At 63.4% G+C, this 24,069-nt stretch carries 21 protein-coding genes, 1 tRNA gene and 1 pseudogene; 8 read left to right on the top strand and 15 right to left on the bottom strand.

What is annotated here, in order from left to right; all coding sequences use genetic code 11:
• Positions 1-36: 36 nt before the first annotated feature.
• The 5 genes from C7G42_RS19380 to C7G42_RS19400 are packed head-to-tail and all read left to right on the top strand — an operon-like array spanning position 37 to position 5,184.
• Positions 37-1,260: a CaiB/BaiF CoA transferase family protein gene (locus C7G42_RS19380; RefSeq protein WP_106950573.1), complete on the top strand. Its 1,224-nt coding sequence runs from the start codon at positions 37-39 to the stop codon at positions 1,258-1,260.
• A gap of 13 nt (positions 1,261-1,273) precedes the next feature.
• Positions 1,274-2,344 carry an acyl-CoA dehydrogenase family protein gene (locus C7G42_RS19385; protein ID WP_199581005.1) on the top strand — a complete coding sequence of 357 codons (1,071 nt, stop codon included), beginning with the start codon at positions 1,274-1,276 and terminating at the stop codon, positions 2,342-2,344.
• Positions 2,345-2,355: 11 nt separating this feature from the next.
• Entirely contained in the window at positions 2,356-3,513 is a 1,158-nt protein-coding gene (locus C7G42_RS19390) for an acyl-CoA dehydrogenase family protein (protein ID WP_106950575.1), read from the top strand.
• Between the two features lie 26 nt (positions 3,514-3,539).
• Complete coding sequence (locus C7G42_RS19395) at positions 3,540-4,316, top strand: enoyl-CoA hydratase/isomerase family protein (protein WP_106950576.1); 777 nt, start codon at positions 3,540-3,542, stop codon at positions 4,314-4,316.
• 7 nt (positions 4,317-4,323) lie between these two features.
• Positions 4,324-5,184, top strand: coding sequence for an amidohydrolase family protein (locus tag C7G42_RS19400; protein WP_106950577.1), 861 nt, complete (start codon positions 4,324-4,326; stop codon positions 5,182-5,184).
• Between the two features lie 21 nt (positions 5,185-5,205).
• On the opposite strand, the gene C7G42_RS19405 is transcribed toward C7G42_RS19400, so the two are convergent.
• From C7G42_RS19405 to C7G42_RS36130, 8 genes and pseudogenes are all read right to left on the bottom strand, one after another.
• Positions 5,206-5,661, bottom strand: coding sequence for a PaaI family thioesterase (locus C7G42_RS19405; protein WP_106950578.1), 456 nt, complete (start codon positions 5,659-5,661; stop codon positions 5,206-5,208).
• Between the two features lie 107 nt (positions 5,662-5,768).
• A complete protein-coding gene (locus C7G42_RS19410; protein ID WP_106950579.1) occupies positions 5,769-6,938 on the bottom strand; it encodes an NADH:flavin oxidoreductase/NADH oxidase in 1,170 nt (389 codons plus the stop codon).
• A gap of 150 nt (positions 6,939-7,088) precedes the next feature.
• A complete protein-coding gene (locus tag C7G42_RS19415; RefSeq protein WP_106950580.1) occupies positions 7,089-7,412 on the bottom strand; it encodes a hypothetical protein in 324 nt (107 codons plus the stop codon).
• Between the two features lie 180 nt (positions 7,413-7,592).
• Positions 7,593-8,804 (bottom strand): ABC transporter substrate-binding protein, encoded by a 1,212-nt coding sequence (locus tag C7G42_RS19420; protein WP_106950581.1) that lies wholly within the window; start codon positions 8,802-8,804, stop codon positions 7,593-7,595.
• A 75-nt stretch (positions 8,805-8,879) separates the two neighbouring features.
• A complete protein-coding gene (locus tag C7G42_RS19425; protein ID WP_106950582.1) occupies positions 8,880-10,052 on the bottom strand; it encodes an NADH:flavin oxidoreductase/NADH oxidase in 1,173 nt (390 codons plus the stop codon).
• A 51-nt stretch (positions 10,053-10,103) separates the two neighbouring features.
• Positions 10,104-11,315, bottom strand: coding sequence for a CaiB/BaiF CoA transferase family protein (locus C7G42_RS19430; protein ID WP_106950583.1), 1,212 nt, complete (start codon positions 11,313-11,315; stop codon positions 10,104-10,106).
• A 16-nt stretch (positions 11,316-11,331) separates the two neighbouring features.
• Positions 11,332-11,850, bottom strand: coding sequence for an amidohydrolase family protein (locus C7G42_RS35865; RefSeq protein ID WP_245427826.1), 519 nt, complete (start codon positions 11,848-11,850; stop codon positions 11,332-11,334).
• A gap of 19 nt (positions 11,851-11,869) precedes the next feature.
• Positions 11,870-12,178, bottom strand: a pseudogene (locus C7G42_RS36130) (amidohydrolase family protein); the annotation flags it as partial.
• Positions 12,179-12,634: 456 nt separating this feature from the next.
• Here C7G42_RS36130 and C7G42_RS19440 point away from each other — a divergent pair.
• Positions 12,635-13,372: an IclR family transcriptional regulator gene (locus C7G42_RS19440; RefSeq protein ID WP_245427830.1), complete on the top strand. Its 738-nt coding sequence runs from the start codon at positions 12,635-12,637 to the stop codon at positions 13,370-13,372.
• A gap of 905 nt (positions 13,373-14,277) precedes the next feature.
• Here the strand turns inward: C7G42_RS19440 and C7G42_RS19445 are convergent.
• From C7G42_RS19445 to C7G42_RS19455, 3 genes are all read right to left on the bottom strand, one after another.
• Positions 14,278-14,353: transfer RNA gene (locus C7G42_RS19445), tRNA-Lys, on the bottom strand.
• 422 nt (positions 14,354-14,775) lie between these two features.
• Complete coding sequence (locus C7G42_RS19450; RefSeq protein ID WP_106950585.1) at positions 14,776-17,451, bottom strand: glycosyltransferase; 2,676 nt, start codon at positions 17,449-17,451, stop codon at positions 14,776-14,778.
• Between the two features lie 217 nt (positions 17,452-17,668).
• Positions 17,669-18,265, bottom strand: coding sequence for a beta-1-3, beta-1-6-glucan biosynthesis protein (locus C7G42_RS19455; RefSeq protein WP_106950586.1), 597 nt, complete (start codon positions 18,263-18,265; stop codon positions 17,669-17,671).
• A gap of 329 nt (positions 18,266-18,594) precedes the next feature.
• On the opposite strand from C7G42_RS19455, the gene C7G42_RS19460 reads away from it, so the two are divergent.
• On the top strand, positions 18,595-20,154 hold the full coding sequence (locus C7G42_RS19460) for a glycoside hydrolase family 17 protein (RefSeq protein ID WP_245427832.1): 1,560 nt from the start codon (positions 18,595-18,597) through the stop codon (positions 20,152-20,154).
• Here C7G42_RS19460 and C7G42_RS19465 read toward each other — a convergent pair.
• The 3 genes from C7G42_RS19465 to C7G42_RS19470 form a co-directional block, all read right to left on the bottom strand.
• Complete coding sequence (locus C7G42_RS19465) at positions 20,114-20,494, bottom strand: hypothetical protein (protein ID WP_094973989.1); 381 nt, start codon at positions 20,492-20,494, stop codon at positions 20,114-20,116. The two genes, C7G42_RS19460 and C7G42_RS19465, sit on opposite strands and share 41 nt — an antisense overlap.
• A gap of 80 nt (positions 20,495-20,574) precedes the next feature.
• The gene (locus C7G42_RS35340; protein ID WP_199581006.1) at positions 20,575-20,730 is read right to left on the bottom strand and encodes a hypothetical protein; all 156 of its coding nucleotides are present in this window, start codon (positions 20,728-20,730) and stop codon (positions 20,575-20,577) included.
• Between the two features lie 205 nt (positions 20,731-20,935).
• On the bottom strand, positions 20,936-22,294 hold the full coding sequence (locus tag C7G42_RS19470) for a hypothetical protein (protein ID WP_106950588.1): 1,359 nt from the start codon (positions 22,292-22,294) through the stop codon (positions 20,936-20,938).
• Positions 22,295-22,465: 171 nt separating this feature from the next.
• Between C7G42_RS19470 and glmU the strand changes: the two genes are divergently transcribed.
• The gene (gene glmU, locus C7G42_RS19475) at positions 22,466-23,821 is read left to right on the top strand and encodes a bifunctional UDP-N-acetylglucosamine diphosphorylase/glucosamine-1-phosphate N-acetyltransferase GlmU (RefSeq protein ID WP_106950589.1); all 1,356 of its coding nucleotides are present in this window, start codon (positions 22,466-22,468) and stop codon (positions 23,819-23,821) included.
• A 5-nt stretch (positions 23,822-23,826) separates the two neighbouring features.
• On the opposite strand, the gene C7G42_RS19480 is transcribed toward glmU, so the two are convergent.
• The gene (locus C7G42_RS19480; protein WP_106951053.1) at positions 23,827-24,057 is read right to left on the bottom strand and encodes a hypothetical protein; all 231 of its coding nucleotides are present in this window, start codon (positions 24,055-24,057) and stop codon (positions 23,827-23,829) included.
• Between the last annotated feature and the right edge of the window lie 12 nt (positions 24,058-24,069).

Below are 24,069 nucleotides of genomic sequence, written 5' to 3' on the forward strand. Positions count from 1 at the left end.
AGAGATAGCCTATTGCAAGGGATTTGAGACAGACACATGCAGGGTCGACGCAATCTTCCGCTCGATGGCCTCACGGTCATCGATCTTGGCCAGGTCTATCAGGGCCCTTACGCAACTTATCTGATGGCCAAGGCCGGGGCCCAGGTGATCAAGATCGAGCCGCTTGCCGGAGAACCGGTTCGTCAGCGCGACAGCGTCAGTCGCGGGTCGGGCGCACCTTTCGCGATGCTGAACGGTCACAAGAAGTGCATCACGCTGGATCTGAAATCCGCGAAGGGCAAGGAGATCCTCAAGCGCCTGGTCAAGGACGCCGATGTCCTGCTGGAAAACTACGCGCCGGGCGTGATGGATCGGCTCGGGATCGGCTGGTCCGTGCTGCACGAGCTCAATCCCCGGCTGGTCTATGCGTCGGGATCCGGTTATGGACTGTCGGGCCCGGATAAGGACAATCTGGCCATGGACGTGACTGTGCAGGCCGTGTCGGGACTCATGAGCGTTACCGGCTTTCCGGATAGCCCGCCCGTCAAGGCCGGTCCGGCGCTGGTCGATTTCATGAGCGGAATTCACCTCTATGCCGGGGTGATGACGGCGTTGTACGAGCGGCAGATCACCGGCGTCGGCCGGCTGGTGGAGGTGGCGATGCAGGAGGCCGTGTTTCCCGCGCTCGCCTCGAACCTGGCCTACATGTACGACATCGGCAGGGCACCGCCGCGCACCGGCAATAGACACGGCGGGCTCTCCGCGGCGCCATACAATGTCTATCCGGCGAGTGACGGCTACATCGCGATCATTGCGACCAACGACAAGCATTGGGGCAATCTGCTGCAAGCGATCGGACGGACCGAACTCGCAGACGATCCGCGATTCCGCGACAAAGTCGCGCGCGTTCGCAACATGGACGAAACCGACCGGTTGATCGCGGACTGGAGTTCGAAGATCACCCGCGAGGAGGCCTGCGCTGCACTGGCGAAATTCAAGGTGCCGTCCGCACCGGTCCGCGACCTAGAAGAGGTGTGCAACGATCGACACATGCATTCACGCGGCATGCTGGAATGGATCGAGCATCCGCAGTTCGGGCGGATCGTCATTCCGGACAGCCCGATCCGCATTCACGGCGCGGACAGGCTGCCGGCCGCGATCTCCTCCAGATTGGGCGCGAACACCGATGAGGTGCTGTCGTCGATGCTGGACATGTCGGAGCCCGAGATCGCTACGCTGCGGAGCGAGGGCGTGATCGGCCCGCGCCCCCCATCCACATAGTGAGAGAATGACGATGTCAGCTTCCGAAACCCTCGTCGTTGAAACAGCCGCGCGTGTCCTTGCGGATCTGGCCGATCCGCAGACCATTGTCCAGAAGCGCGACGATGCCTGGAAGGCGCCGCTCTGGTCGTCTCTTCAGGAGGTAGGACTGGACCTCGCCTGGGCTTCCGAGACCGCCGGCGGGGCAGGGGCGTCGCTCGGCGATGGCTTCGGCATCGTTCGCGAGGCCGGCCGCGCGGCATTGGGAGTGCCGCTCGCGGAAACGCTTCTGGCCGGGTGGCTGCTAGACCGCGCGGGTCTGACCGCGCCGGGCGGGCCGATGACGGTGGCGCCGGTTCGGCCGAAAGATCACCTCACACTCGACAAGACCGGACGCGTCAACGGCCAAGCCCGCATGGTGCCTTTCGCGAGCGATGTCGAGCATCTCGTCGTGCTGGCCAATGGCGACGAGGGGCCGTCGATCGCTCTGGTCCGAATGGCCGATTGCAAGCTGAAGCCCGGCAAAAGCCTCGCGAGCGACGCTCGCGACACCGTGGAGTTCGCGAACGTGCTGCCGGTCCATCGTGCGCGCCAGAAGGAATCGGGAGCGCGCGAGAAGGACGTCCTCCTGCTGATGGGCGCTGCTGTGCGAGCGCAGCAGATTGCGGGCGCTCTAGAGAGGATCCTCGAACTTTCGGTTCTTTATTCGCAGCAGCGTGTCGCGTTCGAGAAGCCGATCTCGAAATTCCAGGCGATCCAGCACAGCCTTGCGCGGCTCGGCGGTGAGGTTGCTGCGGCTGCGTCCGCGGCGGCGTCGGCGGCCGATACCATCGCCAACACCAGCTTTGATGACGATGCCGCGCTGCTTGAGATCGCAGCGGCTAAGATTCGCTGCAGCGAGGCCGCCGAGGTCGGAACCGGCATCGCCCATCAGGTGCACGGCGCGATCGGATTCACCGATGAACATATCTTGCATCGGTTCACGCTGCGCCTTCTTTCATGGCGCGATGAGTTCGGTGACGAAACGTTCTGGAGCCTCAAGCTCGGCGAGTTAATCACCGCCAGAGGTGCCAGGGAACTCTGGCCCCTGCTTGCCTCTCGCTGAAAGGAGCCGCGATGTCTCTCATTCATTTCGACGCCATGCGCCTGCCGGATCATTGCCAGGAGTTGCGCAAGGAGGTCCGGGCGTTCCTTGAGAGCGAGATCGCAGCCGGCACGTTCGATCCCGATAGGCCCGAAGTCGGCGCGAAGAATGCCGATGAATTCTCCCGTCGCGTCGGCGCGAAAGGCTGGATCGGCATGACCTGGCCGAAGAAGTATGGCGGGCAGGAGCGCAGCTTCCTCGAGCGCTATGTCGTCACCGAGGAGATGCGGATTGCCAATGCACCCGTGCGCCGCTTTTTTGTGGCGGATCGGCAGAGCGGCCCAACCCTCATTCGCTACGCGCACGAGAACATCAAGCAGGACGTACTTCCCCGCATCATCCGCGGCGAGCTGTTCTTCTGCATCGGCATGAGCGAGCCCAACTCCGGCTCGGACCTGTTCGCGGCAAGCACGAAGGCGACCAAGACGAATGGCGGCTGGCTGATCAACGGTACAAAAGTCTGGACCAGTAGCGCGCACATCGCGGACTACATGATCGGCCTGTTCCGGACGTCCGGTTCGACCAGGGAAAACCGGCGGCATGGCCTGACCTCGTTCCTGGTCGACATGAAGACCCCTGGAATCGCATGTCGTCCGATCGGCCAAATGAGCGGCCAGCGCGACTTCAACGAGGTCGTGTTCCAGGACGCTTTCATTCCGGATGATCATGTCATCGGAGAGGTCGATGGCGCCTGGAAGCAGGCCACGAGCGAGCTGGCTTACGAGCGCTCGGGGCCTGAGCGGTTTCTCGAAACCTACGATGCGTTGCTTGCGCTTACCAACGCAGCGGGCGCCACGCCCGACGTGAGGGTGACCGTCGGCATCGGGAGGCTGGTCGCGCAATTGCACACGCTGCGCCGCATGTCCGTTTCGGTGGCGGGGATGCTCGAGGCGGGCCGCGAACCCGTCGTCGAGGCCGCGATCGTCAAGGATCTCGGAACGGTCTGGGAGCAGGGCCTGCCGCATCGGGTCCGCGAGCTCGCTTCGCTGCTCGACCTCGAGGACGACGAAGAGGACGCCTTCCGCAACAAGCTGGATTTCGAGCTCAAGATCGCGCCGAAGCTCACAATCCAGGGCGGCACCACGGAAGTCCTGCGCGGCATCATCGCGCGCGGGCTTGGACTTCGCTGATCAAGACAAAGGGAATCTGACTCCACATGAGCACTGATATCGCGGTTACCACGCAAGGCCACGTCGCAACGATCGAGATCCAGCGGCCACCGCTGAATTATTTCGATCTCCAGCTCATTCGAGACGTCGCCGACGCACTCGACAAGATCGATGCGAACGGAGAGATCCGCGCCGTCGTTCTTGCCGCGCAAGGAAAGGCGTTTTGCGCCGGCGCGGATTTCAATACGCCAGCCCGGGACGCGCCGGCCAGTGGCGACCAGCGAGACGGCGGTCACCTCTATATCGAGGCCGTGCGCATCTTCCGGAACAAGAAGCCGATCGTCGCAGCGGTGCAGGGCGCCGCGATTGGCGGCGGCTTTGGTCTGGCGATGTCGGCGGATTTTCGCGTGACCTGCCCTGAGGCCCGGTTTGCCGCGAACTTCACCCGCCTCGGTTTCCACCCCGGCTTCGGACTGACGGTCACTCTGCCGGAAGCCATCGGCAAGTCGAACGCCGAGCTGATGTTCTACACCAGCCGTCGCGTCACTGGTGAGCAGGCACTGGCGATGGGATTGGCGAGCGTTTTGGTCCCTCAGGACCAGGTTCGCGCGGCCGCGATGTCGCTCGCGCAGGAAATTGCCGAATGCTCGCCGCTCGGCTTGCTGTCCACCCGAGCGACCATGCGTGCCGGGCTGGCGGACCGCGTCAAGAAGGCGACGGACCATGAACTCGCCGAGCAGAACCGGCTCCGCGTGACCGACGATTTCCGTGAAGGCGTCAAATCCACGGCGGAGCGCCGATCCGCCAATTTCACGGGCAAGTGAGGTCACCATGACGGAAAAGCTCGAAAAAATTCCGGACGGAAGTTGCGATTGCCACGTCCACATCTATGGGCCGTTCGATCGCTTCCCCGTCGACTATTCCGGAAAATTCGCTCCGAAGCAGGAGTTTCCGGTCGAGATGCTGTTCGACGTCTGGAAGTCGATCGGCATCTCGCGCGGCGTGATCGTCCATGCCGGCAATGCTGGCTCGGACAACGAGGTGACGCTCGAGGCCTTGAAGCGCTTTCCGGACAAACTGCGTGCGGTCGCGATCCTCAACCAGGACGTCACCGACAAGCGGCTGGACGAGTTGACCGATGCCGGCTTCAAGGGCGTGCGCATCAATCTCCTGTTCCAGGACGGCAAGCCCGTGCTGTCGGGCGGCGGAATGAACCTGGACGACCTGAAAGCCTTGGCGCCGCGCATCGCCGAGCGCGGTTGGCACGCGCAGCTCTGGATCGAGACCGGCGATCTGCAGCAACTGGCGCCCGAAATCGAGAAGCTCCCGCTCGACTTCGTCATCGACCATCAGGGTCGCACCATGGCAGACAAGACCGTCAACTACAGTGGCTACCAGTGGTTCTGCGACCGCGGCCTCAAGAGCGGCCGCTATTGGTGCAAACTGTCCGGTGCGGATCGCAACACGCGAGTCGGCAGCCCGTACGAGGACACCGAGGACTTCATGAAGGCGCTGGTCGCAGCCAACCCCGATCGGCTGGTCTGGGGCAGCGACTGGCCGCATGTGGGCCACGCCGACGACGATGTTCCGAAGGAGTCGGTGCTGATGGATCTGTTCAGGCGCTGCGTGCCCGACCAGGCTGTCCGCAGGAAGATCCTAATCGACAATGCAGTCCAACTCTACGGCTTCTGAGAGCCGAGAATTGCAAAAGGATTACGTCGGGCTGGTTCCGGCAGGATTCTTGGGCCGTAGAGCCGCCGTCGAACTGGCCGTCGCGATGAGCACGTCGTTTGAATCTCGCAGCTCGGCCTCTAGGAAGCCGACGCTGCGTCCTTGCCGGACGACTTTGCCGTAAGCCCGATACAGGCCAGGGTGTGCGGGGAGCAGGAATGCGACCTTGATCTCGAGGCTCGCGACTGTGATCAGGTATTCGCCGCGCAGCAGGCTCGCGGTCGCCATGGCCGCATCGAGCCAGCCCGTCACGATTCCGCCCTGTACGATGCCGCCCTTCGGATGCCCTTCGGTGGAATGGCAATGCCGAGGCTCGGCATGCCATTCGATCACGGCACGATCGCGTGCCTGTTCGTAGGAAACGGCGCCGACGCCGAGCAACTCCCACGCCGCCGGCCGTCGCGCCTCGGTCTGTTTGATCAAGTCTTCGTACGACATGTCTGGTGATTGCCCGCAGTTGCTGGATGTTCACGAGGCGAGCCGCAGCACGCCTCGAAGAACAATCAGCACAGGCAATGTCGCCACACAACAGCGCCCGGTGAAGATCAGCTATCCGCAGCGATGCCCTTTTGCCACGTGGAGGGATTTCCGCCAAAGCCGCGGCGAGCCCGCTTTTCGAGCCAGTAGCCCATTTGCGGCGGGACCGCGCTGAAGGTCGGATCGACGCCGAGCTTCTGTGCCGCGTCCATCGCCCAGTTCGGGTTGTGGATGAACTCTCGGCCGACAGCGACGAGGTCGGCTTTCTTGTCCTGAAGGATCGCTTCGGCCTGATCGCCGTGAATGATGAGGCCGACCGCCATGGTCATGATGTCTGCCTCGCGGCGGATGTAGTCCGCAAACTGGACCTGATAACCGTACTCGTTGAGGCGGAAGAAGTTGGGGACCTTGCTGTTGAGGCCGCCGGTGCTGCAGTCGATGACGTCGACGCCCTTCGTCTTAAGGATGCGGACCAGCCTGGCGTTCTCCGCCGGACCCCAGCCCGCCTCGTCTTCGATCGAAAGACGGACGAACAGCGGCTTTGGCGCCGGCCAGTTGGCGCGCACGGACTCGGCGACCTCGATGGCAAATCTCATCCGGTTGGCTTCGCTGCCGCCATAGTCGTCCGTTCGCTGGTTCGCCTCAGGCGACAGGAACGAATGGATCAGATAGCCATGGGCGGCATGCATCTCGACGACGTCGAAGCCGGCCTGGTCGGCGCGCGCCGCCGCCTTGCCCCAGGCGTCGATCGCATCAGGAATCTCGTGACGCTCCAGTGCGCGCGGCGTGAAGTACCCGTTGCCGAACGCAAGCGCGCTCGGACCGATCAGGTCCCAGCCGTCGACGTCGTCGACGGCTGCAAGCTCCTGGACGGAGAGGGTTCCATCTCCCTCCCAGGGACGCCGGGCCTTTCCCTTCCGGCCGGTGTGTCCAAGCTGGATGCCGGCTGCAGCGCCGTTCGACTTGATGAAGCTCGCGATGTCGCGAAGCGGCGCGATGAACTTGTCGTCCCAGATGCCGAGGTCTCCGGCCGTCCCGCAGCCGCGGCGCTCGACCTTGGTCGACTCGACGATGACAAGGCCCGCGCCGCCTGCGGCGAACTTGCCCGCGTTGGTGATGTGCCAGGGGGTCGGGAAGCCGCGCTCTGCAACGTATTGCAGCATCGGCGGGACCACGATCCGGTTCTTGAGCTCCACATCACGGATACGTAGTGGCGAGAACAGCAGCGTTTCGTTCATTCGGCCTCCCTTGTTGATTTCAGATTAGGGAGCTGGCTCAAATATGCCAATGCACGTCATGGACGGCGTCGCATTTCTATGGATGTGAAAAGAGGGGCTGACGATACCTTGTTGGCTGGACGGCGTCGTTCACGCGACCGTTGACCTCCGCTATTCTGTGTCCGGATGGTCTGCAAGAATTGTCGCCAACGCTTTTCCCGATTTCGCGAGAATCTTCTGCCTCGCTTCCGCGATCTGCTCGAGGGGCGGTGCGATCTCCCGCAATCCCATCTCGACCCCAAGATCGTTGAGGGCTCTCTGGTCGAACGCGATCGAGTCGTCGGCCCAGCGGTTCATCTGCTCCGCCCAGAGCTTGCAAAGATCGTTGGCGGAGAGTTGTTCGTACCGGCGGCCGCGTACGAGATAGGATTGCCGATTGTCCGATTGACGGTTCTTGAGCAGCAGCTCGACAGCTTCTCGCGCCTGATCGGTCATGGACCACCCTTTCCCGAATCGTGTCGTCGAGATCCTCAATTCGGGTTCGTTGCGAGATAAGCATAAATTCTGTGGGACCGGAAGCCAGGCCGGCCACTTCAGCCCGATCGAGCGGTGGAAGCCGCGCCCTGAGCGGCAGCACTGGGCTGCCGCTCAAAGATCCTTCACGAAGCCTGGAGATCAGGACTTCTTCATCAGCGAACACTTGCTCTGTTCGCGGGGAATGTTGGCGTCTTCGGCCGGGACCGTTGCGACGACGTCGTAGAAGTCCCACGGCCCCTTGGACTGCTCCACCGTCTTTGCCCGCAGCAGGTAGTAGTCGTGGATGTGCATGCCATCATCGCGAACGTAGCCCTTCTCCGAGAAGAAGTCGCTCACGGGCATCGAACGGAATTTTGCCAGCACGGCGGCGTTGTCAAGCGTGCCGGCGGCTTCGACGGCCTTCAGATAGTGCATGGTCGCCGAGTACATCCCGGCTTGAACCATGGTCGGCATGCGGCCGACCTTGTCAAAGAACCGCTTCCCGAACGCGCGCGATGCATCGTTTCGATCCCAGTAGAAGGCTTCCGACGTGTACAGACCTTGCATGTTCTTCATGCCGACCGATTTGGCATCCGTGATCTGGAACAGCAGTGCCGCGACCTTCATCTTGCTCTTGAGGCCGAGCAAGCCGAATTCGTGAGCCTGCATCAGCGAGTTGGAGGTATCACCGCTGGCATTGGCGAGTGCCAGCACGTTGGCGCCGGAGCTCTGGGCCTGCAGCAGAAACGAGGAGAAGTCGCTGGTGTTGAAGGGGTGGCGAACGGAGCCGACGACCTTGCCGCCGTTCGCTTTGACCACGGCCGATGCATCCGATTCAAATGCATGACCGAAAGCATAATCGGCCGTCAGGAAGAACCATTCGTTGCCGCCCTGGGCGATCAGCGCCTTCGCTGTGCTGCGTGCCAGCGTGGCGGTGTTGTATGTCCACTGGAACGTATTGGGAGAGCACTTCTCGTTGGTGATCGTCGACGCGCCCGCCGACGACACGATCATCATCTTGTTCTTGTCGCGGACGAGGTCGGCCAGTGCGAGCGCGACCGCGGAGTTGCCGATATCGAGAATCACGTCGACGTTTTCGGTGTCTATCCATCGCCGGGCGATACCTGAGGCAATATCGGTCTTGTTCTGATGATCGGCGAAAATGAGCTCGATCGGCTGTCCGAGCAGCTTGCCGCCGAAATCGGCTATCGCCATTTTAGCGACTTCGACGGCCGCAGGCCCGGCGGCATCAGCATATTGGCCCGACTGGTCGTTGAGCACGCCGAGCTTGACCGGCTTCGACGCGGGCGCCTGCGCATGAGCCGAAGCAAGACTCAGGAAAACCATCGATGCTGCCAGCACACTTCTCATTTGTTTCGCTCCCTTTGAAATTTCTAATTCTGAAGTCAGGATCAATCTTGCGACAAGATCGGCGCGCATGAGGCTTTATTCGGCCGCCTCACGGTAGCGCTCCATGCCATCAAGGCTTTCGCCCTTGGCGCGAAGCGCTCCGCCCCATTTGGCAAGCCACCAGCCATATTGTTCGGGCCACTGTTCGAAATTGCCGGTCAATCCGAAATGCTCTGCAGCGTGAAGCGCCCAGAACGGATTGTAGAGCATCTGGCGGGCCAGGAAGATGAGGTCGGCCCGGCCGTCCTGCAGGACTTTTTCGGCGAAGTCCGGGGTTCGGATCATGCCGACCGCGCCGGTCGCGATGTCGGCCTCGTGGCGAATGCGTTCGGCAAAAGGCACTTGATATCCCGGACCGCGGCCGAGGTTGGCGTTGGTCGACCCGGCGCGGAGATTGCCGCCCGTTGAACAGTCGACCAGGTCGACACCCAGCTCCTTCAATTTGCGGGAGAAGACGACGCTGTCTTCGATCTCCCAGCCGCCGTCGATCCAGTCGGTCGCGGATATGCGCACGAACAGCGGGGTGGATGAAGGAAGCGCAGCCCTCACGGCGCGCGTCACCTCGAGCGGAAAGCGCATCCGGTTTTCGAGGCTGCCGCCATATTCGTCGGTGCGGAAATTGGCAAGCGGCGACAGGAAGGATTGCAGCAGATAGCCGTGCGCCATGTGGAGTTCGATGACATCGAAACCCGCCAGCATGGCGCGGCGCGCCGTGGCGACGAAGGCATCGCGCACGCCGACAAGACCGTCCTTGCTGAGAGGGATAGGCGTCTGGAAGCCATCAGAGAACGGGACATCCGATGGCCCCGTCGGCACCCAGGTTTCTTCGCCCATCTCGATATCGCGGTCTGTCAGATGGCTGTTGCCCCGGAATGCGCGCTGCTGGCTGGATTTGCGCCCGCCGTGATTGATCTGGATCGCAGCTTTCGAACCGCCGGACTTGATGACGTGAACGATCTGGCGCATGCCGTCGATCTGGCCGTCCTCCCACAATCCGGGATCGCCGTTGGTGATGCGCCCCTTCCGGGTAACCGATGTCTGCTCGACGAAGACGAGGCCGGCCCCGCCTTGGGCGAACTTGCCGTAGTGGACCAGATGGAACGGGGTGACGTAGCCGTTCACGGCCGAATACATGCCCATCGGCGAGACGACGATCCGGTTACTCAACTCGACGCCGCGGAATGCAATGCTTTCAAACAGCTTGACCATTGTGATCTTCCTCTGAATTCGCCGACCGGGACATTCGCGCCTCGATGTTCGTCATGCTTGTGCGATGGCGCCGGCACGGCGCAACGCGTCGATCTCGCCTTCGGACAGGCCGAGATATTGCGACAGGACCTCGCCATTGTGCTGACCGAGACGCGCGGAGGGGACGTAGTCCGGCGCCGCCGTATCGTGCAGCACCAGCGGGCTGCGATGAACGAGGATGTCGCCGTATTCCGGATGCTCGATCTCGCGCAGCATGCCGCGGGCGTGGAGGTGTTTGTCCTCGGTCACTTCGCGCAGGTCGCGAACGGCGGCGCAGGGCACCCTGTTAACACGGCAAAGCTCGGTGATCTCGTCGCGCACGAGCTGCGAGGACCACTCGGATACGATCTGGTCCGTTAGATCGATGTGCTTCAGGCGGTCGAGCACGGTCTTGAACCTGACGTCGTCGGCCAGCTCCGGCCGCCCCATCGCGCGCGTCAGTCCGGCCCAGTGAGCTTCGTTGACGCTAATGATGGCGACATAGCCGTCGGATGCCGGATAGACATTGTAGGGTGCCTCGGCGAGCCCGCCGTGACGATTGCCGGTGCGGGGAGCCGCTGCCTTGCGATTGAAGACATCGGCCAGGTTCGAGGCCATTGCCGGATAGACGGTCTCGACCATCGCGATCTCGACCAGCCGGCCGCGGCCGCTCTTCTCGCGATCGTACAGCGCGGTAAGAATGCCGGCGTAGAGATGCACGCCGCTGATGAAATCGGTGATGGCTGGACCCGCCTTGACCGGAGGGCCATCGGCAAATCCCGTTACGCTCATGATGCCAGACACGGCCTGGATGGTAAGGTCCATCGCCAGATTGTCCCGGCTGGGACCTGACAGGCCGTAACCGGTCGCCGAGCCGTAGATCAGCCGTGGATTAACAGCGCTGAGTGCAGCATAGCCGACGCCCAGTCGATCGAGCACGCCGGGCGCGTAGTTCTCGATCAGCACGTCGGCCTTCGCCGCGAGCTCCTTCAGGACCCTGACGCCGTCGGGCGACTTCAGGTTGAGGCTGATATTGCGCTTGTTAGCATTCAGCATCGCGAACGGGACGGCGTTGCCCTTGCTGATGCGGGCGCGATGACGCACCGGCTCGCCGTTCGGCGGCTCCACCTTGATGACGGTCGCGCCGGCCTGGGCCATCAGGAAACCGGCATACGGGCCCTGATAGACTTGGCCAAGATCGATGACGATCACGCCGTCGAGCGGCAGTGTTTTATTGTTCTCCAAAGTATCCTCAGTCCTGTCAGAAATTGTAGAGCCGCGCCGGATTGGCGATCAGGATCTTGCAGCGGGTGGCTTCGTCGGGAACGCAGTCATGCAGCAGCCGGAGCAGGTCCTGGAGATCGGGCATCGTCTCGGCGCTGTGGCCGACGTGCGGCCAATCGCTGACCCACACGACCTGGTCCGGCGCTGCCTGGACGATGGCGCGCATGAAGGGCGCTGTGTCCGCATAGGGGCGGCCGACGCGCGTGTTTCGGTCGGCACCGGAGATCTTGGTCCAGTAACGCCCCGTCTTCAGCCGGTCGGTGAAGGCGCGGAAATCCGGATGATCGTGCCCCTTGTCGGCCATGGTACGTGACATGTGGTCGATCACGTAGCTCAGTGGCAGCTTCTCGAGCTCGGGTGCGGCGGCGGCAAGATCTGAGCTCTCGATCCACAGCTGCGCATGCCAGCCGCGTTCCGCGATCCGAGGGGCGAGCTTGACGAGATCGTCGTAGCTGGTACCGAGCGTCGAGACCGGCTTGCCATCCTGCCGGATCATGGTGACGCGCACCCGCTTTGAAACCAGCGTCGGTAAGTTCATCGAGCCGCCGATCCGAGACATCGGGCCGCAGGATTGCGACGGCACGAAGCCTGTCAGGGTAGCGGCGCAGCGCATCGTAAGTGACGGCGTTGTCGTCTCCCGATCCGACCGCGTGGACGATGACACCGCGCGTGATGCCGAGCTTGCCCCAGATGGCAAAGGCGTCTTCGATCGTAAATGGCTTTGCGGCAGTGAAGCGGCCCTCATCTCCCGGCGGAAAGCGATCGAAGGGGCCGTAGATGTGAAAATGACAATCGCAGCTGCCTTCAGGCAATCGGTAATCCATACGCAAATCCCTGATCTGTCTTGAGAGGCATTGCCGACGCTGCGCGCGGCGGCCCGGCCAACGTCAACACGACGGCTTGATATCTTGGAGAATGGTCGCGCGGAGGTTCAACTCGGCGGCGGGAGGCCCGCGCTGCGGCTGGTCGACATCAGTCGATCGCAGAAGAACAATTCATTCCCGTCTCCATGGACGCCTCCCTGCACGCATGCGCCACTTGTCGTGGCGGTTTGTTTTTTTTAGCGGCTCCGGCGCCGCAGCCTTGCTGACCGGGAAACACACTAAGAGCGAGGACCCTGCGAGTCCATCATATTACATATATGTAGTTCTATTTCTATATATGTGGAAAATCGTTGCATCAGCGGCCTTGAGGCCCTAGCTTGCGCCAAGCTTTGGCGCCCTTCCGTCAGATCATCACTCCGCTCCACGGGCGAAGTCATCTCCACATATGTGTAAATGATGGATTCGAGCATCAAGTCAGCCAAGCGGATCTTCGAGGTCCTCGAATACTTCGAGGATGTGAAGCGTCCGGTTTCGCTGAAGGAGGTCGCGGCGAAGTGCGACTATCCGACGTCCAGCGCCGCTGCGTTGCTGAAGAGCATGGCGATGCTCGGATACCTTTTCTACGACAGCTACAATCGGACCTACATGCCGACGATGCGCATCGCCCAGATGGGCCGATGGCTCGACACCGGGCTGTTCGGCGATAGCGCCATCCTGGCGCTGGTCGACTTCGTTCACGGGAAACTCGATGAACTCGTCAGCATCAGCACGCAATCCGATCTGCATGCGCAATACATTCACGCCCTGCAAACCAGCAAGCGTCTCCGGTTCGAAGTGAAGTCCGGCGACGTGCGTCCGCTTGCGATCAGTGGCATCGGGCGCACGTTGCTCAGCGGCCATACCGACGTCGAGATCGAGCGGCTCCTGCGCCGCATCAATGCCGTTTGCCCCAGGGAAGAGCACTTCGAACTGAATGCGCTGATGAAGATCGTCAACGGCATCCGGCGCGATGGCTATATGTTTTCAAGACACATCATCGTTCAGGACGCGGGGGTCATTGCAGTCCTGCTGCCGAAGCGTGACTTCGGGCGCCAGCTTGTCCTCGGCGTAGGCGGCCCGGTCTCTCGCCTGGAGGAGCGACAGGATGAAATCCTCGCCTGTATGCGCGAAGGCATCACCCGGTTCCTGCCGTGACATCGGACGTTCAGCAGTTGCTCCCAGCCCGCAGATGATCTGTCGGCCTGTATGGCGATGAGCTGAGAGGGCATCAAGGAAGCAGAGGATTGGGGTCGGGCGTGTTGCCGTCGGCGCTGACGCTCCAATTGCCAAGAGGAGGATCTGGAAGCGCGAGGTCGACAACACAGGGCCAAGGAGTCCATGCGCATTTATTGGCCATGTGTCGGACACGGCGGCAGCGCGCGACTGTACGTGATTGATTTTGCTGGCGCTCCCTAGCGGAATCGAACCGCTCTCTCCACCGTGAAAGAGTGTCAGCGGCTGTCGGCGTGCTAGGGGTCCCCAACGGGTCCCCATGTCATTTTGGCTGCCTGACGCGAACGCCATCAATCGGGCTTTTGAAATTCAACCAGTGACTTAAGTGGTGAGCGCGCTGGGGCTCGAACCCAGGACCCCGTGATTAAAAGAAATGTGCTCAAGGCATTTTTCATAATGATTTCAACGTTTGCGGTTGACAATCTTTTCGAGCTAACGCGCGATAACGGGCACGAAAAAAGGGGGTTTGCCAACTCCAAGGAGGCGGTGAAAATCCCTCTCGTAGCGAGCGGATAGCAGGAAATTTCCATTGAAGCACGACCATGTGTTGTGCCGTCACGGGCTCGCCGGCGCATCGTGCGACGCCCCTTGGGCATACTCACCCTTTGGCCCCATGAATGCGGGCTCGAAGTGAGGCAATGGCTCTTAACTAGTAGCGACATGTCATCGTCCTCGTGCCGCGCGGGAATGCATTGAGGCAGAAGTCAGAGTGAGAACAGGCATAGAACCAGTTCACCGCGCAGGTTTTCCGATTGCCAACTGACTGCTCAAATTGCCAACCGTTTGGACTTGGTAGGAAAAAATATTCTAGAATCTACAGAGGCTTGTGGTGAGCGCGCTGGGGCTCGAACCCAGGACCCCGTGATTAAAAGTCACGTGCTCTACCGGCTGAGCTACGCGCTCCCATGGCCGCTGATGGCTTGAAGAGATCGCCATCTTATTCGGACATTCGAGAAGCATGTCTTGCCGCTACGCTTTGTGGGCGTCGTGGGGAAAACCGGCTGTTTCCGGATCATGCTTTCGGCTCGCGCTGTGTAGGGTGATGGGGCGCTGAGGTCAATAGCTTGGGTGGTTGCCGAAACTCGCGGCAGGCGCGGGGATTTGCTTGCTGTCTCCGCTGGTTAGGCCGGGGCTCTCAACTTGATTGTCGAGCCATCATCCACGCTGAACTGCCGAGGGGTACCGAAGGAGCTCGGCCTCCATGGTTCGAGACGCCTGCTTTGGCGGGCACCTCATCATGAGGGTCCACGACCTTGCCTCGCGCACGATCTCATTCTGAGGGCCTGCCGGGGGCTGGCGTCTCGAAGGATGGCCGCAAGGCGAGGTCAGCCGGTCACCTTCGTCTCCCGCCGCACCTCGTTCGTCACGGCTTGCGGTGCACCCACGGGGGGGAGTGCGACCGGGCGCAGGCCGATCAGCTCGGCGGTGCGGATCGCGCTGTCGTGCCAGAACTGGAACGAGTTGATGCGGCTGAGCTCGAGGATGGCGATCGCAACCGCGGCCAGGAACGGCAGGCTCTGCAGCACCAGCACGCCGGCGAAGATGTAGATCTCAGTGATCTGGCGGAAGCTGTTGCTGGCGATCAGGACGCCGGAGCCAATCAGCAAGAGGGCGCCGATCACGGCCTCCCAGAACGCTTGGAACTCGATCGACATCCGGCTCAGGCCGCCCTTGGACGTGCGGGCGAAGGCGATGTGCTCGGTGATGAGGCCCTGCGCCACCGCGCGCGACACCGTCCATTGCACGCTCATCGCCGCGATCATCGCGCCCAGCATCTGGCCGGGCTTGATGGCGACGCGGGCGCGGTACATCGACAGGAAGTGCGCCAGCGAGACCACGAAGGCGCCGATGATCGGCAGCGTCAGGATCTTGTCGGGGATGGCGATGTCGGCGAAGGCGACGATCGGCACCCAGACGAGGTTGAGCAGCGCCACGACCACGCCGAGGCTTTCGGCGCCCAGCCAGTTCAGCCAGCCGAGGCCGTATTCGCGCTTCTGGTCGGCGGTCAGCCGGCTCGCGCCGGGCAGGAAGCGGCGCCAGTGCTTCTTGACGATCTGCAGGCCGCCATAGGCCCAGCGATGGCGCTGCTTCTTGAAAGCCTCGTAGGTGTCCGGCAACAGGCCCGCGCCGTAGCGGGTGTTGGTGTATTGCGTGGTCCAGCCGAGCTCCTGGATGGCGAGGCCGAGATCTGAATCCTCGCAGATCGTGTCGGACGACCAGCCGCCGGCCATGTCCATCGCGGCGCGGCGGATCAGGCACATCGTGCCGTGCACGATGACGGCGTTGAGCTCGTTGCGCTGGACCATGCCGATGTCGAAGAAGCCGGCATATTCGCCGTTCATGATGTAGTGCATGATCGACAGATCGCCGTCGCGGTGTTCCTGCGGCGCCTGCACGAGGCCGACGCTCGGGTCGGCGAAGGCGGGCACGAGGTCCTTCAGCCAGTCGGGCTCGACGACATAGTCGGCGTCGAGGATGCCGATGATCTCGGCGTCGACCGCGGTGCGGTCCATCGCGATGCGCAGCGCGCCGGCCTTGAAGCCCTGCACCTTCTCGGCGTTGATGAACTTGAAACGTTCACCGAGCGCGCGGCAATGATCCTGGATCGGCTGCCAGAACGTGGGGTCCGGCGTGTTGTTGATGATGACCACGCATTCGTAGTTGGGATAGTTCAGCCGCGCCAGCGCATCCAGCGTCTGCTTGAGCATGTCGACCGGCTCGAAATAGGCCGGGATGTGGATCGAGACTTTCGGGCAGTAGGTTTCGGGAACGTTTGCGACCGGCTTGTCCTTCGTGATCAGCCGCTGCGGCGGCCGGCCGAAGGCGACGGCTGCGATCTCGTCGATGCGCGCCATCGCAATGAGGACAAGCGGAACGAGCAGGATCATGCCGAGAGTCAGCGCGAAGGCCGAGCCGAAGATGAAGTAGTGGCTGTTCCAGAATTCGAACACGATCGCGGCCCAGGCGCCGACGCCGTTGGCGCTCGCCGACAGCAGGAAGGCCTGCTTCACGGTCGGCTTTTCAATCCGCAGGATCGGCAGCGACAGCAGGACGCCGACCAGCAGCGCGATGCCCATCAGCTTCCAATAATCAGGATTCTCGACCGGACCGGTCCAGGCGAATTTCGGCTCGCGGCTGGCGTTGAGGATGCCCCAATACGGACCGACGCCACCTTCGAAGAACTTCCAGGGCTGATCGATGGCCTCGACGATGTTGTATTCCATGCCGATGGCTTCGGCGCGGTTGACGAAGTTACGCAGGATCAGCGCCTGCTGGAACGGACCCGGGTCGGCGTTGCGCAAATTGTAGCCCTGGCTCGGCCAGCCGAACTCGGCGATCACGATGCGCTTGCCGGGAAACAGGTTGCGCAGGAGATTGTAGCGATCAACGGCCTGGTCGACCGCCTGGTCCGAGCGGAAGTTTTCCCAGTAAGGCAGCACGTGGGCGGCGATGAAATCGACGCTGGAGCCGAGGTCGGGATTGTCGCGCCAGATGTTCCAGATCTCGCCGGTGGTGACGGGCACGCGGACCGAGCCCTTCACCTTCTTGATCATGTCGATGAGGTCTTCGACCTTCTGCTCGCCGCGGTAGATCACCTCGTTGCCGACGACGACGCCGACGACGTTGCTGTTCTTGCGGGCAAGCTCGATCGCCGCCTTGATCTCGCGCTCGTTGCGATCCTTGTCCTTGTCGATCCAGGCGCCGACGGTGACCTTGATGCCGAACTCGGCCGCGATCGGCGGCACCAGTTCCACACCGCCGGTGGACGAGTAGAGGCGGATGGCGCGCGTCATGGTCGACAGCGTCTTCAGGTCGGCGCGGATTTTCTCGACGGACGGGATGTTGTCGATGTCGGGGTGGGCCGAGCCTTCGAACGGCGCGTACGAGACGCTGGGCAGGAGCCCCTTGAAATCCGGCGCGGGTTCCTTGTCGCGCAGAACTCCCCAGAGGCCGGCGTGAAGCGCGGACACGAGTAACAAAACGGCGGCGACAACGCGCATCGCGGCTAAACCAAAAGGGGCTGAGGGGGCAGGGAAGCGGATCCGACCCCGAGATCCGACCAAGTCCGCGGCAAAGGGAGCATACCTCTGCCGCGCGGTTTCACAACTGTCATGGTCTCATGTCCTTATAAGGGCATGGCCTTTTCCAGAAAACGCGCGGCAGTGCCAATCGTCTCTATCGCCGACCGTTCCTGAACGACAGCTGAAACGATCGCGGTTATTTCGGGGGCGTGGGCGACGGGCTCGCCGCCGGCGAGGGGCTTGCGGCGGGCTGCGGTGCCGGCGGATTGCCTGACGCCGGTGCTGCGGGTTGTGACGCCGCGGCCGCCGCCTGCTGCGGCTGGGCTGCCGGGTTGATCCAGCAGGCGTGCACGCGGCTGTCCAGGGTCTCGGCGACCTTGGGATCGATCTGGCCGCCGAAGCGGGTCAAGCAGCGGAACGCGGCCTGGATGTGGCCGCCGGGGCAGCCGAAGCGGTCGTAAAGGTCGAGATGGCGGAACGCGGTATCGAGGTCATCCCGCCACATCAGCCGCACCACGCGCCGGCCGAGCCAGACGCATTCCGGGTTGCCGGCCGGGCCGTTGATGACCTGGGCAGCCTCGGCGAACTCGTCGGTGCGGCGCTGGTTCTGGGCGGCGTCCTTGGCAGCGGCGTCAGCGGGCTGGGCCGCGGCCTTGCCCTGCTCGGGGGCGGGCGTGCCGCTCTGGGCGGAAGCGCCACCGAGACCGGCGAGAACGAGAAGGCAGGAGACGGCCAGCGTGGCGGCGAACTGCCGCAGGACCGCATTTCGTGACTCGAACACCCGTTGCCGCATGAATTCCCCAATGTATCCGCTGCCCGTCCGCGTCAGGATCCCGCGGACGCGCCGGTGATGGCGTCCAAATGGGTCTCCAATGCGGCGGAAAAGTCTTTCGGAGTCCATGACCTGAATTTGGAATTTTGTCCAGCAAAGTCACGATGCTAGGTGACGGTCGAACGGCTGCGGCCGGATTCCCGCAGGGGTGGAGCGGATCGGCATCGGGACACCCCCTTGGCAGACGGCGTGCAAGCAGGTAATCGACGGACCCTTCGCGGAGGACGGAACCGATTTCTCTTCGTACGCCACTGGCGCTTCTGATCGTTTCACTGGGTGCGATTGCTGCCGTGTGGTGGTGGTTGGCGACGCCGATCACGCTCGCGCGTGCCCCGATCGATCCCGCCGAGAAGGTGCAATGCGTCTCCTACGCGCCGTTCCGCGGCGAGCAGACGCCGCTGGAGGCGTGGACCCATATCGAGGCCGAGCAGATCGAGCAGGATTTGCGCCAGCTCAGGGAAATCACCGACTGCGTCCGTACCTATTCGATGGAGAACGGGCTCGACCAGGTGCCGGCGATCGCCGCCAAGGTCGGCGGGCTGAAGGTGCTGCAGGGCATCTGGCTCTCCAGCAACCGAGCCAAGAATTTCGAGCAGGCCGCGCTCGCCGTTCGCCTCACCAAGGAATTCCCCGGCATCATCACCGCGGTCATCGTCGGCAACGAGGTGCTGCTGCGCGGTGAGATGACGACGGCGGATCTCGTCGCGATCATCCGCTCGGTCAAGACGCAGGTCAGCGTGCCCGTCACCTATGCCGACGTCTGGGAGTTCTGGCTGAAGAACCGCGAGGTCTATGACGCCGTCGACTTCGTCACCATCCACATCCTGCCTTATTGGGAAGACTTTCCGGTCAAGGCGAAGTTCGCCTCCGCCCATGTCGAGGCGATCCGCGAGCGCATGGCGGTGGCGTTTCCCGGCAAGGAAATCCTGATCGGCGAGACCGGTTGGCCGAGCGAGGGGCGCATGCGCGACGGCGCGCTGCCGTCACGCGCCAACCAGGCGCGGGTGGTCTCGGAAATCCTGGCTCTGGCGAAGGCGCAGAAATTCCGCGTCAATCTGATCGAGTCCTACGATCAGCCGTGGAAGCGCAAGCTGGAGGGCACCGTCGGCGGCTATTGGGGCCTGTACGATTCGGTGCGCCGGACCCTGAAATATCCGCCGGGCCAGCCCATCAGCAATTTCCCGCTCTGGAAATGGTACATGGGCGCGGGCATGGGTCTGTGCGTGCTGGTGTTCGCGGTGGCGATGATCACGCTGCGCCGTCGGCCGTGGACGCCGCGCTTCTCGGCCTGGCTCGGGGTCGCCATCTCGGCGACGACGGCCGGCAGCCTGCTCGGGATCGGCGCCGACAAGATGTATTACGAGAGCTACGGCATCGGCGGCTGGCTGCTCTGGGGCGCGCTGCTCGCGGCCGGGATCCTGTCGCCGATCTTCTGCGCGCAGGCGATGGTGATCGGCCGCAGCCTTCCGACCTTCCTCGATCTGCTCGGCCCGCGCGAGGGCCGCAAATGGTCGAAGCTCACCGCCGTGCTCGGCCTGACGCTCGCGGTGACGGCGGTGATCGCGGCCGACACGGCGCTCGGTTTCGTGTTCGACCCGCGCTACAAGGATTTCCCCTACGCCGCGCTGACGATGGCGGTGGTGCCGTTCGCGCTGTTGATGCTGAACCGGCCGCAGATCGGCCAGCGTCCGATCGCGGAATCGGTGTTCGCGGGGGTACTGGCGCTGTCGGCCGTCTTCGTGCTGTTCAACGAGGGTCGCGACAATTGGCAGTCGCTGTGGACCTGCACGATCTATCTGTTGTTCGCGCTCACGCTGTGGCGGGCGCGGGCCGAGCAAACCCAAGGATGAACAGGCCGATCGCCAGGCCCGACAGCACGACGTTGTAGAGCACGATGCCGAGGCCGGCGGCGACGATGCCGACGGTGAGCAGCACGATCGACGGCCGCATCAGGTTCAGAGTCGCAACCACCAGCGCGACGATGCCGAACACCGAATTCTTGAACAGCACCGTCGAGACCGACCGCGCCTTGCAGAGCAGCGTCTGCAGCCCGGCGTCGCAGGCGAGCGCGACCTGCGACAGCTCGATCGCAAGGTAGCGCAAATAGAGCGCATAGCCGACCGAGGCGAAGCCGACGACGATCAGGAACTGGACCTGGTAGGGCGAGAGGCGGAAGGGCTTTTTTGTCATGGCGGCAATATGGTCGCGATGGCGCGGGCAGGCAACAGGGCGGGTGATATTTCCATTGATCCGGCTCGCGCGAGGAGCCGTCAAAGCCGGCTTTGCGTCGCCCGCTTCTGGTCCGCGAGCCGTCGCTCGTATGTCTCGGCCAATGCGAGCAGTCGCTTCCTGATGTAGGGATCCGCCTTCTCTGCCAGTTCCCGGATCAGCGCGAGTTGCTCCCGCAGAAACTTGGCGTCCGTCATCTCCGCTCCGAATCAAATCCGTCGCGGATACTGCCGTTTTACGCCGACCTCTTCCGTATCATTTGGTATGCCCGCTATTTCAGTCCAAGCCGGCGGGGGCGACGCTTATCGCGCGCCGTAGAATCAACGCAAGCCCGCTGCGAAAGGGCAACTCAGGTCCAAGCGTCTGATCGCCGCGTGCAAGCAGCTTGCGCCGGGGCGGAGACTAGCGGCGGAAGAACGACGTCAATGTCGATGCCGCCGACGCGGTCTCCGGCTTGGCCGGCGCGGGCTGCGCTGCAGGCGGGGGCGCGGGCTCCTCGCGCTTCGACGAGCGCTTGGAGGAATAGCCGCGGCGGCGCTTGTCCGGCTTTTCGGGTTTTGCGACGGGCGCGGTTTCGGCTTGCGGGACCGCGTCCTGGTTCTTCTCGGAGTTCTTCTCCAAAACTCTGTCCTGGGACTTCTCTTGTCCCTTCTCCTGGCCCTTGTCTTGGCCGCCACGCAGCGACAGGCGCTGGCCGTCGAAGACAGTGGTCTCGCAGTGACGGTCGCTCTCGGCGAGGCTCGCGCAGAATTTTGCGGCAGCGGCGGCGTTGACCAGCGGGCCGGCCCCCAAGCGGAGCTGCATGCCGAGCCCGGTGGTGCCTTCCTTGATCATGATGATCGGCCGCAGCGCTGCGATCTCCGGATTGGATTTGCTCAGGCTGCGCCAAAGCGCGCGCAGGCCGTCGACTGAATTGGCGCCGCCGAGGTCGATCGCGAAACGCGTCTGCTGAATCGCGATGGCGGGGGAATCATTCTCGGCTGCCTCGGGCGCCTTCGCGGCTATCGCGACGACTTCGGTCGGGGCGGGCGCCGGCTCGGCCTTCTTCTCGGCGGCCTTCTCGCTCGGCTCGGGCAGAGTCAATTTCGACGCGGCCGGGTCGGGCGGCGCCATGATCGACTTGGAGGGCACCAGTGGAATCGTCGGCAGCGCAGAATTCGTTGCCAGGGGCTGGTGCGCGAGCGAGGCTGCGGCGGCAGTCTGCGGCGGCAGGCTCGACGGCTCCTTTGCAGTCTCCTTGCCCGTTTCCTTGTGCGCGTCCTTGGCGGCCTCGGTCCGCGGCTTGTCGCCGGCGGGGGTCGAGGCGACCGGCGCGACGCTGGGGGCCGCGGGCGCGGCGTCCTGCGGCTTCCCAGCCTGCGGCGGTGTGGTGGGCTGCCTGGCGATGGCGCCGGTGACGGAATCGAGCCCTTGCTCCACGACGGTGACGCGGGAATAGAGCCGGTCGCGATCCGTGTTCAGCGTCTCGATGGCGGCCGCGAGCCGGCGGGCCTCGTTCTGGCTCTCCTTGGTCAGCACCTGGAGCCGCTCCGCCTGGCGCGCGAGATCGGCGGACGCAACCTGGTCGCGCCGCCAGCCGAGCTGGGCCTGATTGGCCAATACCGCGATGACGACGGCGCCCACGGCCGCCACGCCCCATGAGCCCAGCCGCCACATCATGCGGCGGTCAAACGCGCTTTCCTCGGCTACAAGCCCGGAGAACAGCCCGCCGGTCTCCTTGGTGCCGAAGGCATCCGCCAGTGGGTCGGAATCCTTTGCCATGAACGTTAAGTGCCCAGCCCTGTCCGGCTTCCCCGAATCAATCAGGGAACATTAACAGGAAAACCCCGTCGCACTTGTATTCCGGGCGTTTGCGGGGGTAGCAAGGCGAGAGCTTTTGAGGGCGGCCCGCCCGCCGCGCCAGTTGATGCGGCCGTATCTGACAGGATTTCGATGACCGTCCGTTCCAGCCTTACGATCGTGCTCGCCGCCGGCGAAGGCACGCGCATGCGCTCACGCTTGCCGAAAGTGCTGCATCCGGTGGCCCACCAGACGTTGCTTGCCCACGTGCTTGCGGCGGCACCCAAGGGAACCGGCACCTCGCTCGCGGTCGTGATCGGTCCCGACCACCAGGCTGTTGCGGAAGAGGCAAGGCGCTTCAGGCCCGACGCGCTCACCTTGGTGCAGGCCGAGCGGCTCGGCACCGCGCATGCGGTGCTGGCGGCACGGGAGGCGATCGCACGCGGCGTGGACGATCTCCTGATTGCCTTCGGCGATACGCCGCTGATTTCGGCCGAGACCTTTGCGCGGCTGCGCGCGCCGCTCGCCGGGGGCGCCGCGCTTGCCGCGCTCGGCTTCCGCGCCGCCGATCCAACGGGGTATGGCCGCTTCATCGTCGAGGGCGAACGCCTGGTGGCGATCCGCGAGCAGGCCGATGCGAGCGCCGAAGAGCGCAAGATCGATTTGTGCAACGCCGGCGTGATGGCGATCGACGGTCGCCGGGCGCTCGCGATCCTCGACAAGATCGGCAATGCGAATTCCAAGGGCGAATATTATCTGACCGACGCCGTCGGCATCGTCCGCGAGCAGGGGTGGGAGTCCGTGGTGATCGAGACCAGCGAGGACGAAGTGCGCGGCATCAACACCAAGGCGCAACTCGCCGAAGCCGAAGCCGTGATGCAGGCGCGCTTGCGGAAAGCTGCGATGGAGGCCGGCGTCACGCTGATCGCGCCAGAGACCGTTCATTTCTCCGCCGACACCGTGTTCGGCAAGGACGTCACCATCGAGCCATTCGTGGTGATCGGCCCCGGCGTGTCGATCGCCGACGGCACCGTGATCCATTCCTTTTCGCACATCGTGCAGACGACGCTGGGCAAGAACGTTTCGATCGGGCCCTATGCGCGCCTGCGGCCCGGCACCTCGCTCGGCGACGGCGCGCGCATCGGCAATTTCGTGGAGACCAAGGCGGCGACGCTGGAGGCCGGCGTCAAGGTCAACCATCTCTCCTACATCGGCGATGCCACCGTCGGCGCCAATTCCAACATCGGCGCCGGCACCATCACCTGCAACTACGACGGCTTCAAGAAGCACAAGACCGTCATCGGGCAGGGGGCCTTCGTCGGCACCAATTCCTCGCTGGTCGCCCCCGTGAAGATCGGCAACGGGGCCTATATCGGCTCAGGCTCGGTGATCACGAAAGACGTGCCTGACGATGCCATGGCGCTGGAGCGCGGCCAGCAGACCATCCGCGAAGGCGGCGCCGCGCGCTATCGCGAGTTGAAGACGGGCGGCAGCAAGACTGAGAAATAACGGGGCTAGTCGTCGTCGGCGACGTCCGAGAACATCGCGCGCGCCAGGCGCCAACCGCGCGGCCTGGCGCGCTTTGCCGGTTCGATGGCGGTCTGCGTGACGAGGGCAGGTTTGCTTTCCTTGCCCCGCTCCATGGCGCGCTGGGGCGGCGGCCAATGCGCGAGATGCGTACCCGTGCTATCGCTGGCGCGCACGAGCGTCGAAGACAAGCCTTTGCGGTCGGATGAGCCCTTCATGGCCATAACTCC

The organism is Bradyrhizobium sp. MOS003 (assembly GCF_003020125.1).
Taxonomy (GTDB): Bacteria; Pseudomonadota; Alphaproteobacteria; order Rhizobiales; family Xanthobacteraceae; genus Bradyrhizobium.

Coding starts and splice junctions, on each gene's coding strand:
- C7G42_RS19400 (WP_106950577.1), top strand. CDS start 4,324: ATGACGGAAAAGCTCGAAAAAATTCCGGACGGAAGTTGCGATTGCCAC.
- C7G42_RS19470 (WP_106950588.1), bottom strand. CDS start 22,294: ATGGCAAAGGATTCCGACCCACTGGCGGATGCCTTCGGCACCAAGGAG.
- C7G42_RS19455 (WP_106950586.1), bottom strand. CDS start 18,265: ATGCGGCAACGGGTGTTCGAGTCACGAAATGCGGTCCTGCGGCAGTTC.
- C7G42_RS19415 (WP_106950580.1), bottom strand. CDS start 7,412: ATGACCGATCAGGCGCGAGAAGCTGTCGAGCTGCTGCTCAAGAACCGT.
- C7G42_RS19420 (WP_106950581.1), bottom strand. CDS start 8,804: ATGAGAAGTGTGCTGGCAGCATCGATGGTTTTCCTGAGTCTTGCTTCG.
- C7G42_RS19410 (WP_106950579.1), bottom strand. CDS start 6,938: ATGAACGAAACGCTGCTGTTCTCGCCACTACGTATCCGTGATGTGGAG.
- C7G42_RS35340 (WP_199581006.1), bottom strand. CDS start 20,730: ATGACGGACGCCAAGTTTCTGCGGGAGCAACTCGCGCTGATCCGGGAA.
- C7G42_RS19425 (WP_106950582.1), bottom strand. CDS start 10,052: ATGGTCAAGCTGTTTGAAAGCATTGCATTCCGCGGCGTCGAGTTGAGT.
- C7G42_RS19385 (WP_199581005.1), top strand. CDS start 1,274: ATGTCAGCTTCCGAAACCCTCGTCGTTGAAACAGCCGCGCGTGTCCTT.
- C7G42_RS19395 (WP_106950576.1), top strand. CDS start 3,540: ATGAGCACTGATATCGCGGTTACCACGCAAGGCCACGTCGCAACGATC.
- C7G42_RS19380 (WP_106950573.1), top strand. CDS start 37: ATGCAGGGTCGACGCAATCTTCCGCTCGATGGCCTCACGGTCATCGAT.
- C7G42_RS19440 (WP_245427830.1), top strand. CDS start 12,635: ATGGATTCGAGCATCAAGTCAGCCAAGCGGATCTTCGAGGTCCTCGAA.
- C7G42_RS19405 (WP_106950578.1), bottom strand. CDS start 5,661: ATGTCGTACGAAGACTTGATCAAACAGACCGAGGCGCGACGGCCGGCG.
- C7G42_RS19465 (WP_094973989.1), bottom strand. CDS start 20,494: ATGACAAAAAAGCCCTTCCGCCTCTCGCCCTACCAGGTCCAGTTCCTG.
- C7G42_RS35865 (WP_245427826.1), bottom strand. CDS start 11,850: ATGATCCGGCAGGATGGCAAGCCGGTCTCGACGCTCGGTACCAGCTAC.
- C7G42_RS19450 (WP_106950585.1), bottom strand. CDS start 17,451: ATGCGCGTTGTCGCCGCCGTTTTGTTACTCGTGTCCGCGCTTCACGCC.
- glmU (WP_106950589.1), top strand. CDS start 22,466: ATGACCGTCCGTTCCAGCCTTACGATCGTGCTCGCCGCCGGCGAAGGC.
- C7G42_RS19390 (WP_106950575.1), top strand. CDS start 2,356: ATGTCTCTCATTCATTTCGACGCCATGCGCCTGCCGGATCATTGCCAG.
- C7G42_RS19480 (WP_106951053.1), bottom strand. CDS start 24,057: ATGAAGGGCTCATCCGACCGCAAAGGCTTGTCTTCGACGCTCGTGCGC.